The organism is Pseudomonas aeruginosa (assembly GCF_001457615.1).
Taxonomy (GTDB): Bacteria; Pseudomonadota; Gammaproteobacteria; order Pseudomonadales; family Pseudomonadaceae; genus Pseudomonas; species Pseudomonas aeruginosa.
The window spans coordinates 860,844-874,100 of record NZ_LN831024.1; the positions used below are offsets into that span (position 1 = coordinate 860,844).

Annotated in this window: 11 protein-coding genes; 5 read left to right on the forward strand and 6 right to left on the reverse strand. The window is 67.6% G+C overall.

Annotation, left to right across the window (positions count from 1 at the left end; translation table 11 throughout):
• The first annotated feature begins 225 nt into the window (after positions 1–225).
• Positions 226–1,464: a tyrosine--tRNA ligase gene (gene tyrS, locus AT700_RS04020; protein ID WP_003105684.1), complete on the forward strand. Its 1,239-nt coding sequence runs from the start codon at positions 226–228 to the stop codon at positions 1,462–1,464.
• A 28-nt stretch (positions 1,465–1,492) separates the two neighbouring features.
• On the opposite strand, the gene AT700_RS04025 is transcribed toward tyrS, so the two are convergent.
• Positions 1,493–2,749: an OprD family porin gene (locus AT700_RS04025; protein ID WP_003105682.1), complete on the reverse strand. Its 1,257-nt coding sequence runs from the start codon at positions 2,747–2,749 to the stop codon at positions 1,493–1,495.
• Positions 2,750–3,114: 365 nt separating this feature from the next.
• Here AT700_RS04025 and AT700_RS04030 point away from each other — a divergent pair, with 365 nt between their 5' ends.
• Together AT700_RS04030 and hpaR are read left to right on the forward strand one after the other, a co-directional pair.
• Positions 3,115–4,323 carry a Bcr/CflA family multidrug efflux MFS transporter gene (locus AT700_RS04030; protein ID WP_003159295.1) on the forward strand — a complete coding sequence of 403 codons (1,209 nt, stop codon included), beginning with the start codon at positions 3,115–3,117 and terminating at the stop codon, positions 4,321–4,323.
• Between the two features lie 85 nt (positions 4,324–4,408).
• A complete protein-coding gene (gene hpaR, locus AT700_RS04035) occupies positions 4,409–4,831 on the forward strand; it encodes a homoprotocatechuate degradation operon regulator HpaR (protein WP_003093470.1) in 423 nt (140 codons plus the stop codon).
• A 15-nt stretch (positions 4,832–4,846) separates the two neighbouring features.
• On the opposite strand, the gene AT700_RS04040 is transcribed toward hpaR, so the two are convergent.
• The 4 genes from AT700_RS04040 to ccoG all read right to left on the reverse strand — a co-directional run bounded on the left by AT700_RS04040 (position 4,847) and on the right by ccoG (position 10,098).
• Positions 4,847–5,089: a hypothetical protein gene (locus tag AT700_RS04040; protein WP_003093468.1), complete on the reverse strand. Its 243-nt coding sequence runs from the start codon at positions 5,087–5,089 to the stop codon at positions 4,847–4,849.
• A gap of 83 nt (positions 5,090–5,172) precedes the next feature.
• Complete coding sequence (gene ccoN / locus AT700_RS04045) at positions 5,173–6,600, reverse strand: cytochrome-c oxidase, cbb3-type subunit I (RefSeq protein ID WP_003093467.1); 1,428 nt, start codon at positions 6,598–6,600, stop codon at positions 5,173–5,175.
• Positions 6,601–6,863: 263 nt separating this feature from the next.
• The gene (gene mapR / locus AT700_RS04050) at positions 6,864–8,279 is read right to left on the reverse strand and encodes a GntR family transcriptional regulator MpaR (protein ID WP_003101248.1); all 1,416 of its coding nucleotides are present in this window, start codon (positions 8,277–8,279) and stop codon (positions 6,864–6,866) included.
• A 97-nt stretch (positions 8,280–8,376) separates the two neighbouring features.
• A complete protein-coding gene (ccoG, locus tag AT700_RS04055; RefSeq protein ID WP_003137552.1) occupies positions 8,377–10,098 on the reverse strand; it encodes a cytochrome c oxidase accessory protein CcoG in 1,722 nt (573 codons plus the stop codon).
• Positions 10,099–10,203: 105 nt separating this feature from the next.
• Here ccoG and AT700_RS04060 point away from each other — a divergent pair, with 105 nt between their 5' ends.
• Positions 10,204–11,877 (forward strand): nitrite/sulfite reductase, encoded by a 1,674-nt coding sequence (locus AT700_RS04060; RefSeq protein ID WP_003101256.1) that lies wholly within the window; start codon positions 10,204–10,206, stop codon positions 11,875–11,877.
• Positions 11,874–12,362 carry a DUF934 domain-containing protein gene (locus AT700_RS04065; protein ID WP_003093457.1) on the forward strand — a complete coding sequence of 163 codons (489 nt, stop codon included), beginning with the start codon at positions 11,874–11,876 and terminating at the stop codon, positions 12,360–12,362. The genes AT700_RS04060 and AT700_RS04065 overlap by 4 nt, the downstream gene beginning before the upstream one ends.
• Positions 12,363–12,443: 81 nt before the next feature.
• Here AT700_RS04065 and hpaI read toward each other — a convergent pair whose 3' ends face one another.
• The gene (hpaI, locus tag AT700_RS04070) at positions 12,444–13,250 is read right to left on the reverse strand and encodes a 4-hydroxy-2-oxoheptanedioate aldolase (protein ID WP_003113007.1); all 807 of its coding nucleotides are present in this window, start codon (positions 13,248–13,250) and stop codon (positions 12,444–12,446) included.
• Positions 13,251–13,257: the final 7 nt, after the last annotated feature.

Genomic DNA, 13,257 nt, shown 5'->3' on the forward strand with positions numbered 1-13,257 from the left:
TCGGTTCGTGTCGAGGCGCTTTCCAGTCTTGACAGCCCGGCACAGGCGCGTAGAGTGCCGCGCATGAATCGTGCAGCCCTGACCTTCAAGCGCTACTACGCCTATCTGCTCCCTCATTGAGGCGGTAGATGCGTCGCTGCATTCCCGAACCGCCCGAGGCGGCGGTCCGGTGAACTCCCTCCCAACCTGTCTCCTCGGGCATCCACCGTCCCAAAGGAGATACCCGTGTCCGTCCCGACCCATCAGCAAGACCTGATCGCCCTGCTCGAAGAGCGTGGCTTCGTCCACCAGTGCACCGACCGCGACGGCCTCGCCGCGCACCTGGCCGCCGGTCCGGCAACCGCCTACCTGGGCTTCGACGCCACCGCCGACAGCCTGCACGTCGGCCACCTGCAGGGCCTGATGCTGATGCGCTGGCTACAGAAGGCCGGGCACCGCCCGTTGCTGCTGATCGGTGGCGCGACCACCCGGATCGGCGATCCGAGCTTCCGCGATTCGAGCCGGCCGATCCTCACCGAGGCGCAGATCCAGGCCAATATCGACGGCATCGCCCGGGTTTTCTCGCGCTACGTCGAACTGCACGACGACAGCCTGGTGAACAACGCCGAATGGCTGGACGGCGTCGGCTACCTGGAGTTCCTCGACCGGGTCGGCCGGCACTTCTCGATCAACCGCCTGCTGACCTTCGACGCCATCAGGCAGCGCCTGGACCGCGAGCATTCGCTGTCGTTCCTCGAGTTCGGCTACACCCTGCTGCAGGCCTACGATTTCGTCGAACTGTCGCGCCGGCGCGGCTGCACCCTGCAACTCGGCGGCGCCGACCAGTGGGCGAACATCATCAACGGCGTGGAGCTGTCGCGACGCCAGGGCGGCGCCCAGCTGTTCGGCCTGACCATGCCGCTGCTGGCCACCAGTGACGGGCGCAAGATGGGCAAGTCGGCGCAGGGTGCGGTATGGCTCAACGCCGAGCGCCTGGCGCCGTTCGACTTCTGGCAGTTCTGGCGCAACTGCGATGATCGCGACGTCGGTCGCTTCCTCGCCCTGTTCAGCGAACTGCCGATGGATGAGGTGCGCCGCCTGGGCGCCTTGCAGGGCGCCGAGCTGAACGAAGCGAAGGTGGTCCTGGCCAATGCCGCCACCGCCCTGGCGCACGGCGAGCACGCCGCGCGATCCGCCGCCGATGCCGCGCGCGGGGTGTTCGCCGACGGTACGCGGGACAGCGGCCTGCCGGTGATGAAGCTATCCCGCGCGCGCCTGGCGCAGGGACTGTCGCTGACCGACCTGCTGCTGGAACACGCGATCCAGCCTTCCCGCAGCGCGGTCCGCCGCCTCGCCGCCGGCGGCGGCCTGCGCCTGGACGGCACGCCGGTCAGCGATCCGGACGCGCCGCTGGCGGGCGAGGTCGACGGGCTGCGCTTGAGCCTGGGCAAGAAGCAGCATTTGCACCTGCGACTCGAGGATTGAGGTGCCTGCGGCCCCAAGGGGCCGCGCTTCACCAGAGCTTTAGCGTGTAATTGACGATGAAGCGGTTCTCGTCCAGGTCCGCACCGTAGCGGCTGCGGTAGGTGATGTTGCGCCATTTCAAGGCGACGCTCTTCAGCGGTCCGCTCTGGATCACGTAGGACAGGTCGGTGTTGCGCTCCCATTCGCTGTCGTCGGCACGGCCGGCGCCGCGGTCGATGTCGCGGCCCTGTACATAGCGGGTCATGAGGTTCAGGCCGGGCAGGCCGAGGCCGGCGAAGTCGTAGTCGTAGCGCAGTTGCCAGGATTTCTCCTGCGGTCGGGTGAAGGTCTGGTAGGCCATGAGGTTGGCCACGTAGGGCGTGGTGTAGCCGTTGAGCACCGGAAAGGCGTCGTTGCCGATCATCTTCTGGACACCGATGCCGAAGGCATGGGCGCCGGCGCGCAGGGTGAGCATGGCGTTGAGGTTGCGATTGTCCACCGGCCCGGAGATCGCCGCGCCGTCTTCGCCGCTGTCGAAGTAGCGCAGGTCGCTGCGCAGCGACAGCCCTTCGCCCAGCGGCAGGGTGTGCAGCAGGCCGAGATAGTGCTGCCGGTAGATGTCCTTGAGCTGGCCGTAGTAATAGCTGGCGCTGAGCCGAGGGGTGAAGGCGTAGGTCGCGCCGGCGAGATTGAACTCGTCGCTGGCGTGGGCCTTGTCGCGGCCCATGATGTACATGTCGTCGCTGCCGGCCGACTCGCGAGTGCGCGACTTCCACAATTGCCCCGCGGTGAGGGTGAGACCCTCGATCTCGCTGGAGGTCAGCAGCGCGCCGTCGAAGGTCTGCGGCAACAGGCGCACGTCGTCGCGGAACGCCACCGGCAGTTGCGGCATGAGGATGCCGACCTGTAGCTGGGTCTGCGAATAGCGCAGCTTGGCGGTCAGGCCGAGGTGACTGTAGTCGTCCACCGGCTCCTTCGAATTCGCTCCGAACGGCAGCGTGCCATCGTTGCTACGCCCGCGTCCCGAGTCGAGCTTGACGCCGAGCAGCCCGGTAGCATCCAGGCCGAAGCCGAGCGGGCCGCCGGTGAAACCGGATTGCAGGCGCAGGACGAAGCCCTGCGACCAGTTGCCGGCCTGCGATTGGGGCGCATCGTGCTGGCGGTAGTCGCGCAACTGGTAGAAGTTGCGGAGGTCGAGGTGGGCGCTGCTGTCCGCGAGGAATTCCGCTTGCGCGGCGAGGGGCAGGAGGCCGAGGCCAAGCGCATAGCTGCGCCAGGCGCACGGGCGGGGGCATGCCGTGATCATCGATTCTTCCCTTGGTTGTTGTTCTTGTAGGTATGGGTGACGCCGATTGCACGGTGAGTTTTAGCATATTGTTAACTTGTTAATGAAGTATTGGCGATCCTCCCGGAAGCTTCGCTAGCTTCTGTCCCTTTCCATGCTTGCCGATCATGGAGGGTACGGCGCTGGAGAGCGAAACCGACCTGGAATCTTTCGCCTTCTGCGCATTTGGTTAATCTGTTAACGTTGTCGGCCCGCGAAAGGAGCCAGGCCCCGCGCGCTGCCAGGGTGAACGAGGTCGCGTCGTGGGGATTTCCCGGACGGCGAACTTGCATCCGCGTGCACGGCGGTGTCGTCTGGACCGAAAGGCGAAGAAGAGGAGTGCGAGCGTGCCTGCGAGTGCATCGAGGATTCAGGTCGGAAGCGGCGAACGACGCCTGTTGCTGCTGTTGTCGGCGCTGGTGGCATTCGGCCCGCTGTCGATCGACATGTACCTGCCGAGCCTGCCGGCGATCGCCGCCGATCTCGGCGCCAGCGATGCCCAGGTGCAGCGGAGCATCAGCGGCTTCCTGGTCGGCTTCTGCGTCGGCATGCTGTTCTACGGCCCCTTGTCCGACCGTTTCGGCCGGCGCCCGGTGCTGCTGGCCGGTATCGCCTTGTACCTGTTCAGCAGCCTGGCCTGCGCGCTGGCCGACAGCGCGGGGCAACTGGTCCTGCTGAGGGTGCTCCAGGCCCTCGGCGGCGGCGCCGCGTCGGTGCTGGCGCGGGCCATGGTGCGCGACCTCTATCCGTTGGGCGAGGCCGCCCGGATGCTGGCATTGATGCACATGGTGACCATGCTGGCACCGCTGGCCGCGCCGCTGCTCGGCGGCTACCTGATGCTCTGGGCCGGCTGGCGCGCGTTGTTCGTGGTCCTGGCGCTGTTCGCCGGGCTCTGCCTGCTGGCGGTCTGGCGGGTCGCCGAAAGCCACCCGCCGGAGCGCCGCGGCGGCAGCCTGGCCCAGGCCTTTCTCGCCTATGGGCGGCTGCTCGGCGACCGTCGCGCGCTGGGCTACGTGCTGTGCATGGGGCTGGCGTTCGCCGGGATGTTCGCCTACATCAGCGCCGCGCCCTTCGTGTTCATCGAGCATTTCGGCGTGCGCGCGGAGCGCTTCGGCTGGTTCTTCGGCCTGAACATCCTCGGTGTGATGCTCGCCACCTGGTGCAGCGCGCGCCTGGTGCGCCGCCACGGTCCGCGGCCGCTGCTGCGGGCCGGCAGCCTGCTGGCCTGCGTGTCCGGGCTGTTCCTCCTCGGCTATGCGGCGCTCGGCGAGCGGGGCGGGTTGTGGGCGCTGGTGCCCGGGCTGCTGTGCTTCGTCAGCGTCACCGGCCTGCTCGGCGCCAACTGCATCGCCAGCCTGCTGGCGTTGTATCCCGGACAGGCCGGGGCGGCTTCGGCGGTGGCGGTGTCCGGGCAGTTCGGCCTCGGCTGCCTGGCCAGCCTGGCGGTCGGCTGGCTGGCGTTGCCCGGCGTGCTGCCGATGGCGCTGGTGATGGCCGTCTGCGGCGTCGGCAGCCTGCTCGCGCTGGGCTTGGCCCTGCACGGCGGAAACCGTTGATTTCCTTCTGCATACCCGCATGCAGCCTGTGTTTTTTCCGCTACTCTTCTGCACTTTCGAAACCAGTCATCCAAGCTCGGACCCTATGTCAACGCCAAGACCCTCCCTGACCCTGACCCTGTTGCAGGCTCGCGAAGCCGCGATGAGTTTCTTCCGCCCCTCCCTCAACCAGCACGGTCTCACCGAGCAGCAGTGGCGGGTGATCCGCATCCTGCGCCAGCAGGGCGAGATGGAGAGCTACCAGTTGGCCAACCAGGCCTGCATCCTGCGCCCGAGCATGACCGGCGTGCTGGCGCGCCTGGAGCGCGACGGCATCGTCCGGCGCTGGAAGGCGCCCAAGGACCAGCGGCGGGTCTACGTGAACCTGACGGAAAAGGGCCAGCAGTGCTTCGTCTCCATGAGCGGCGACATGGAGAAGAACTACCAGCGCATCCAGGAGCGGTTCGGCGAGGAAAAGCTCGCGCAGTTGCTGGAACTGCTCAACGAGCTGAAGAAGATAAAGCCCTGAAGCGACTGGCCGGCGTCATGCCGGCCAATTCTTGTCCCAGTGCCGGCAGTCGCCCTGGCAGCGACCGGGACAGCCGCAGCCGGTGCGGCTCCTGCCGGTTTCCCGCTCGACCCGGCGGGCCACCTCCTCGTCGTCGGCGAACGGCAGCATGCTCGCCTGGTCCAGGGTCTTGGCGTGGCGCAGGCTCCAATGCACGCCGAAGAACAGCACGGCGACCGCCAGCAGCTCCAGCAGGATCTCGCTCCAGCTGAATTCCATGATGATTCTCCTCGTCGGCTGTCGAGCCTTGCCCGCAGCGTGGCGGGCGAGGCTCGGGAAGGGAAGGGACGCGCTGTCGCGGCTCAGGCCATGCGGGCCGCCGCGAGGATTCCTTCCGGGCGCGCCTGGCGTACCGTGCGCCAGGTGTTGTAGCTCATCAGCAGCATGCCGGTGAGGAAGAACCCGCCACCGACCAGGCGCACGATGAAGCCCGGATGGCTGGCCACCAGCGACTCGACGAAGGAGTAGGTCAGCGTGCCGTCCTCGTTGACCGCGCGCCACATCAGGCCCTGGGTAATGCCGTTGACCCACAGCGAGGCGATGTACAGCACGGTGCCGATGGTGGCCAGCCAGAAGTGCGCATTGATCAGGCCGACGCTGTGCATCTTCTCGACCCCGTAGACCTTGGGAATCAGGTGGTAGAGCGAGCCGATGGTGATCATCGCGACCCAGCCGAGGGCGCCGGCGTGGACGTGGCCGATGGTCCAGTCGGTGTAGTGGGAGAGGGCGTTGACGGTCTTGATCGCCATCATCGGGCCTTCGAAGGTGGACATGCCGTAGAACGCCAGGGACACCACCAGGAAGCGCAGGATCGGGTCGTCGCGCAGCTTATGCCAGGCCCCGGAGAGGGTCATCATGCCGTTGATCATGCCGCCCCAGCTCGGCGCCAGGAGGATCAGCGACATCACCATGCCCAGCGACTGCGCCCAGTCCGGCAGCGCGGTGTAGTGCAGGTGGTGCGGGCCGGCCCAGATGTACAGGGTGATCAGCGCCCAGAAGTGGACGATGGACAGCCGGTAGGAGTAGACCGGGCGCCCGGCTTGCTTGGGCACGAAGTAGTACATCATGCCGAGGAAGCCGGTGGTCAGGAAGAAGCCTACGGCGTTGTGCCCGTACCACCACTGGACCATGGCATCGGTGGCGCCGGAGTACATCGAGTAGGACTTGAACCAGCTCACCGGCAGCGACATGTGGTTGACGATGTGCAGCATCGCGGTGGTCAGGATGAACGAGCCGAAGAACCAGTTGCCGACATAGATGTGCTTGACCTTGCGCTTGATCAGGGTGCCGAAGAACACCACCGCGTAGGCGACCCAGACGATCGCCAGCCAGATCGCGCCGGTGAACTCGATCTCGGCGTATTCCTTGGTGGTGGTGTTGCCCAGCGGCAGGCTGACCAGCAGGATCACCGCCACCGCCTGCCAGCCCCAGAAGGTGAAGGCGGCCAGGGTGTCGGAGAACAGTCGCACCTGGCAGGTACGCTGCACCGTGTAGTAGCTGGTGGCGAACAGCGCGCAGCCGCCGAAGGCGAAGATCACCAGGTTGGTATGCAGCGGCCGCAGGCGGCCGAAGCTGGTCCAGGGCAGGTCGAAGTTCATCTGGGGCCAGACCAGTTGCGAGGCGATCAGTACGCCCAACCCCATGCCGATCACGCCCCATACCACGGTCATGATGGCGAACTGGCGAACCACCTTGTAGTTGTAGGCAGGTTCCGTCGTTGCTTTGTTCATCTGTACAGTCCCGAAAGAAATGAACAGCCGGCGACCGCCGTCGAGGGGGGAGACGGGGCGCCGGCCGGAGCCTGCAATCTAAGGGCTGGGGCGGGGGTAAAACAGCTTCAGGTCGATATGGAATTTGGGTATCAGATGGGGCGGGGGAAGGCGTTCGTGCAGGGCGGCGGCGCATACCGGGATGGGGGACGCGAGCCGATCATGGCGGATGACCGCGCGCGGTTATCCGCCCTACGCCGGGGTGGCTTTCCGTCTGCGGGGCGTCATCCCGCCAGCGACTGGGCGATCCGCCCGAGTGTCTCCATCGCCTTCTCCTGCCGCGCGCTCCACGGGTGCCCGTAGTTGAGCCGGGCGCAATGGGCGAAGCGGCGGGTGGCGGAGAAGATCGGCCCCGGGGCGAGGCTGATGCCCTGGGCCAGGGCCAGTTGGAACAGGCGCAGCGAGTCGACCGCCTCGGGCAACTCCAGCCAGAGGAAGTAGCCGCCGCTGGGACGGCTGACCCGGGTCTGCTCGGGGAAGTAACGCGCCACCGCCGCGAGCATGGCGTTCTGCTGGGTCTCCAGGGCGTAGCGCAGCTTGCGCAGGTGGCGGTCGTAGCCGCCGTGCTGGAGATAGTCGGCGATGGCCGCCTGGGCCGGGATCGACGCCGACAGGCTGGTCATCAGCTTCAGTCGCTCGATCTGCTCGGCGTAGCGTCCGCCGGCCACCCAGCCGACCCGGTAGCCCGGCGCCAGGCTCTTGGAGAAGGAACTGCAGTGCATCACCAGGCCTTCCTGGTCGTAGGCCTTGACCGGTTTCGGCGCCTGCTGGCCGAAGTACAGCTCGGCGTAGACGTCATCCTCGATCATCGGCACCTGGTGGCGCGCCAGCAGCTCGGCGAGGGCGCGTTTCTTCTCGTCGTCCATGCTCGCGCCCATCGGGTTCTGGAAGTTGCTCATGAACCAGCAGGCCTTGATCGGCAGGCGCTCCAGGCTGTCGGCGAGCACTTCCAGGTCGATGCCTTCGCGCGGATGCACGGGGATTTCCACCGCCTTCAGCTTCAACCGTTCCAGCACCTGCAGGGTGGCGTAGAACGCCGGCGCCTCGATGGCCACCAGGTCGCCGGGACGGGTGACCACCTGCAGGCAGAGGTTGAGTGCCTCCAGCGCGCCGTTGCTGATGACCAGTTCTTCCACCGGCAGCAGCAGGCCGCCGACCATGTAGCGCAGGGCGATCTGCCGGCGCAGGCCATGGTTGCCCGGCGTCATGTCGGCGACCACCGACTGCGGGTCCATGTCGCGCACCGCGTGGGCCATCGAGCGCGCCAGGCGCGGCAGGGGAAACAGTTGCGGGCTGGGGAACGCCGAGCCGAAGGGCACGGTGTCCGGGTCCTTGATCGAACTGAGTACGGAGAACACCAGCTCGCTGACGTCGACCTCGGTGGCGTCGGCCTGGCGCGGGCTGATCTCCGGTTCCGGCAGCGGCCGCTGCACGTGCTGGCAGACGAAGTAGCCGGAGCGTGCGCGGGCCATGATCAGCCCACGGCTTTCCAGCAGGTAGTAGGCCTGGAACACGGTGGAAGCGCTGACCCCGTAGGTACGACTGGCGTGCCGTACCGAGGGCACCTTCTGCCCGGGGGCGAGGACGCCGGTGCGGATCAGCTCGGCAATCTCGTCGGCGAATTTCTCGTAGCGCTTCATCTTGTCCTGGCCGCTGTCCTGGCTGGCCGTGGGCACGGCCGCTGGCGCCCACTCTATGCGCGCCGGGACCGTGTTGTCATGCCTCATCGCGGCCTCCTCAGCGCGCCGGCGAAACGAAGGTGCTGGTGCTGCCGACCGCCAGGCTCGGGTCGTCGATGCCGCGCAGGCTGAACGCCAGCGGTTGCGAGCCGGCCCTGGCGCGTTCGGCGGTAGAGGCCACCGACACCGGGAAGTCGAGGATCTCGCCGGGCTTCAGGCTCAGGGTGTGCTCGCCCTGCAGGCGGAACTCCGGCGCGTCGTCGAGTTGCAGGCGATAGCGCTGCGGCTGCTGGGTCTTGTTGATGACCTTGAGGGTGTAGATGTTCTCGATCTGCCCGGCGGCGTTCTCGCGGAACAGCCCACGGTCGCGGGTCACGTCCAGCGAGGCCAGCGGGCGGGCATCCAGGGCGACGACGAAGGCGCCGATCATCGCCAGCATCACCGCCGCGTAGCCGACCAGGCGTGGACGCAGGAAGCGGGTCTGGCCACCTTCCAGGGCGCGTTCCGAGGTGTAGCGCACCAGGCCGCGTTCATAGCCCATCTTGTCCATGATCGAGTCGCAGGCGTCGACGCAGGCGGCGCAGCCGATGCAGGCGATCTGCAGGCCGTCGCGGATGTCGATGCCGGTGGGGCAGACCTGCACGCACTGCTGGCAGTCGATGCAGTCGCCGAGCCCCTGGGCGCGCGGATCGCTGCCTTTCTTGCGGGCGCCGCGGGACTCGCCGCGGGCGGCATCGTAGGACACGATCAGGGTGTCCTTGTCGAACATCACGCTCTGGAAGCGCGAGTAGGGGCACATGTGGATGCACACCTGCTCGCGCAGCCAGCCGGCGTTGACATAGGTGGCGGCGGTGAAGAACAGCACCCAGAACAGGCTTTCCAGGTCCAGCTGGAAGCTGAACAGGTCGGCCACCAGCGGCCGCACCGGAGTGAAGTAGCCGATGAAGGTGATCGCCGTGACCAGGCTCACACCCAGCCACAGCGCGTGCTTGGCCGTTTTGCGCAAGAGCTTGGCGGCGCTCGCCGGACCCTGGTCGAGCTTGATCCGCGCATTGCGGTCGCCCTCGGTGACCTTCTCGCACCACATGAACACCCAGGTCCACACGCTCTGCGGGCAGGTATAGCCGCACCAGACGCGGCCGGCGAACACGGTGATGAAGAACAGGCCGAAGGCGGCGATGATCAGCAGCGCCGAGAGCAGGATGAAGTCCTGCGGCCAGAAGGTCGCGCCGAAAATGTAGAACTTGCGTTCGGGCAGGTCCCAGAGCACCGCCTGGCGGCCGTTCCAGTTCAGCCACAGGGTGCCGAAGAACAGCAGGAACAGCAGGCCGCCGCCGAGGCGGCGGAAGTTGCGGAACAGACCGGTGAAGCTGCGGGTGTAGATCGGGCCGTTCACCGCCGACGGCAGCTTGCCGGGCGCGGGCGGCTGTTTCGACGGAGCGGCCGGTGCGGCGGGCTCGACCTGGATCGCGGGAATTCTTTCGCTCATTTTTCGTAGGCCCATCAGGCTGGAGAGGCGGTTGCGACTATAGGAACCGGCTGATGGGCGAAACAGCGGCAGATCGAGCGGGAAAAACCGTATCAGATGCCTCCGGAAAGCAGCGGCCCAGCATTGCCGCGGGTTGCCGGGCGACCTCGGGCAGTACAGATATGCGCCCCGTGGCAACCGGTCGCAGGCGGCACGAATTCGCCGCCGTCGGCCATCTGATGTGTTTTTTTCGGCGGAATCTGCCGCTGTTTCGCTGTCTGTACGCGGGCGATAGTGGGTGCCAGTGAACACCGGCCCATCCTGTCGCCAGAAACAGGGGCGCAGCCGGTCCCCGGTTTCTTCGCCACGCACCCTGCCCGTCATCGGTGGAGAAACCCTGTCGATGAGGGCTTTGCGATGTACCAGTACGACGAATACGACCAGGCGCTGGTGAGCGAGCGGGTGGCGCAGTTCCGCGACCAGATCGCCCGCCGCCTCGACGGCGAACTGAGCGAGGAGGAGTTCCTCCCGCTGCGCCTGCAGAACGGCCTGTACCTGCAGAAGCACGCCTACATGCTGCGCGTGGCGATTCCCTACGGCACCCTCTCGTCGCCGCAACTGCGCGCCTTGGCGCACGTCGCCCGGCACTACGACCGCGGCTACGGGCACTTCACCACGCGGCAGAACATCCAGTTCAACTGGATCGAACTGGAGCAGGTCGGCGATATCCTCGAACACCTCGCCGGCGCGCAGATGCATGCGATCCAGACCTCCGGCAACTGCGTGCGCAACATCACCACCGAAGCCTTCGCCGGGGTCGCCGCGGACGAATGGACCGACCCCCGGCCGCTGGCCGAGATCCTGCGCCAGTGGTCGACGGTGAACCCGGAGTTCCTGTTCCTCCCGCGCAAGTTCAAGATCGCCCTCAGTTCGGCGGTGGAAGACCGCGCCGCGGTGCAGATGCACGACATCGGCCTGTACCTTTACCGCCACCCCGACGCCGGCGAGTTGCGCCTGCGGGTCCTGGTCGGCGGCGGCCTGGGACGCACGCCGATGCTCGGCCAGGTGATCCGCGACGACCTGCCCTGGCAGCACCTGTTGTCCTACGTCGAGGCGATCCTGCGGGTCTACAACCGCTACGGCCGGCGCGACAACAAGTACAAGGCGCGGATCAAGATCCTGGTCAAGGCGCTGGGCATCGAGGCTTTCGCCCGCGAGGTGGAGGAAGAGTGGCAGCACCTGCGCGACGGCCCGGCGCAACTGACTGCCGAGGAGTGCCAGCGGGTCGCCGAGCGCTTCGTATTGCCGCGCTACCTGCCGCCGGCCGGCGGCGAGCTGGCCTACGGCAGCGCCCGTGCGGCCGATCCGGCCTTCGCCCGCTGGGCCTCGCGCAACGTCCAGGCGCACAAGGTGCCGGGCTACGCCTCGGTGGTGCTGTCGACCAAGCCCGGCGCCAGCGCGCCGCCGGGCGACGTCACCGCGGAGCAGATGGAACGTGTCGCCGACTGGGCCGAGCGCTACGGTTTCGGCGAGATCCGTGTGGCCCACGAACAGAACCTGGTGCTCCCCGACGTGCGCCTGGAGAACCTCCACGCGCTGTGGCGCGAGGCCTGCGCAGCCGGCCTCGGCACGCCTAACCAAGGCCTGCTCAGCGACATCATCGCCTGTCCCGGCGGCGACTACTGCGCGCTGGCCAACGCCAAGTCGATCCCCATCGCCCAGGGTATCCAGCAGCGCTTCGAGGACCTCGACCACCTGCACGACATCGGCGAGCTTAGCCTGAACATCTCCGGCTGCATGAACGCCTGCGGCCACCACCACATCGGCAACATCGGCATCCTCGGCGTCGACAAGAACGGCAGCGAGTGGTACCAGGTCACCCTCGGCGGCGCCCAGGGCAAGGACAGCGCGCTGGGCAAGGTGATCGGGCCATCGTTCAGCGCTGCCGAGGTGCCGGCGGTGATCGAACGGATCGTCGAAACCTTCACCGACCTGCGGGTCGGCCCGGAACGTTTCATCGACACCTTCAACCGGGTCGGCCTGGAGCCGTTCAAGGCCCGGGTCTACGCCAGGATGGAGGAACCGGCATGAACAACCTGATCCGTTTGCGCGATGGCGTCGCCGAGGTCTGCCGCGACGATCCCTGGCAACTCCTGCGCGAGTTGCCCGACGCGCTGCCGCCGGGGCCGTTGCTGCTGCCTCTGGCGGCCTGGCTGGAGCGCCGCGGCGAGGCCGGAGCCGCCGCGCCCTGGCTGGCGCCGGACGATGAGGTGGAGGCCTTGCTGCCGCACTTCGCCGAGCTGCCGCTGATCGCCGTCGACTTCCCCAGCTTCCGCGACGGTCGTGGCTACAGCCTGGCCTACCTGCTGCGCGTGCGCCTGGGGTGGAGCGGCGAGTTGCGCGCAGTGGGCGACGTGTTGCGCGACCAGCTCAGCCATATGCGCCAGTGCGGCTTCGATGCCTTCGCGGTGCGCGAGGACAAGAACGTCGAGGATGCGCTCAAGGGGCTGGCGGGCTTGAGCGTGCTCTACGGCCGCTCGGCGATCGAGCCGCGACCGTTGTTCCGCCGACGCTAGGCATACGCCCCCGGACCGACGCCGATACCTGCCGCAACGCCGACCTGGCCCCTCTCCCGCAGCGGGAGCGGGGCGCACCCCTCAGCCGTAGACCGAGGAACTGGCGGACGGCGCCGGCGCGCCGCCCTTGAAGCGCCCCGCCAGCTCGCGCAGCGAACGCATCAGCAGGCTGGTGTCCACGCCCACCGCGACGAACGCGCAGCCCAGCTCCAGGTAGCGCCGCGCCAGTGTCTCGTCGGCGGAGAGGATGCCGGCGGCCTTGCCGGCCGTGCGGATGCGGTGGATGGCGTCCTCTATGGCCGCCTGCACCTCGGGATGGCCTGGATTGCCGCGATGGCCCATGGCTGCGCTGAGGTCGGCCGGACCGATGAACACGCCGTCGACGCCCTCGACGGCGGCGATCGCGTCGAGGTTGGCCAGGCCCTCCAGGTTTTCCACCTGGACCAGCAGGCACATCTGCTCGTCGGCGTGGTTCAGGTACTCCGCCACGCTGTTCCAGCGCGAGGCCCGGGCCAGCGCACTGCCGACCCCGCGTACGCCCGCCGGCGGATAGCGCACGGCGCGCACCAGCCCTTCGGCCTGGGCGGCGCTGTCGACCATCGGTACCAGCAGGGTCTGCGCGCCGATGTCGAGCAATTGCTTGATCAGCGCAGTGTCGCCCTGCACCGGGCGGATCACCGGCTGGCCGGGGTAGGGCGCCAGCGCCTGCAACTGGCCGAGCAGGCTGCGCAGGTCGTTGGGCGCGTGCTCGCCGTCCAGCAGCAGCCAGTCGAAGCCGGCGTTGGCGGCCAGCTCCGCGCAGTAGGGATCGGCCAGGCCGAGCCACAGGCCGATCTGCGCCTCGCCGCTGCGCAGGCGTTGCTTGAAGCGATTGACGGGCAGGTCCATGGAAATG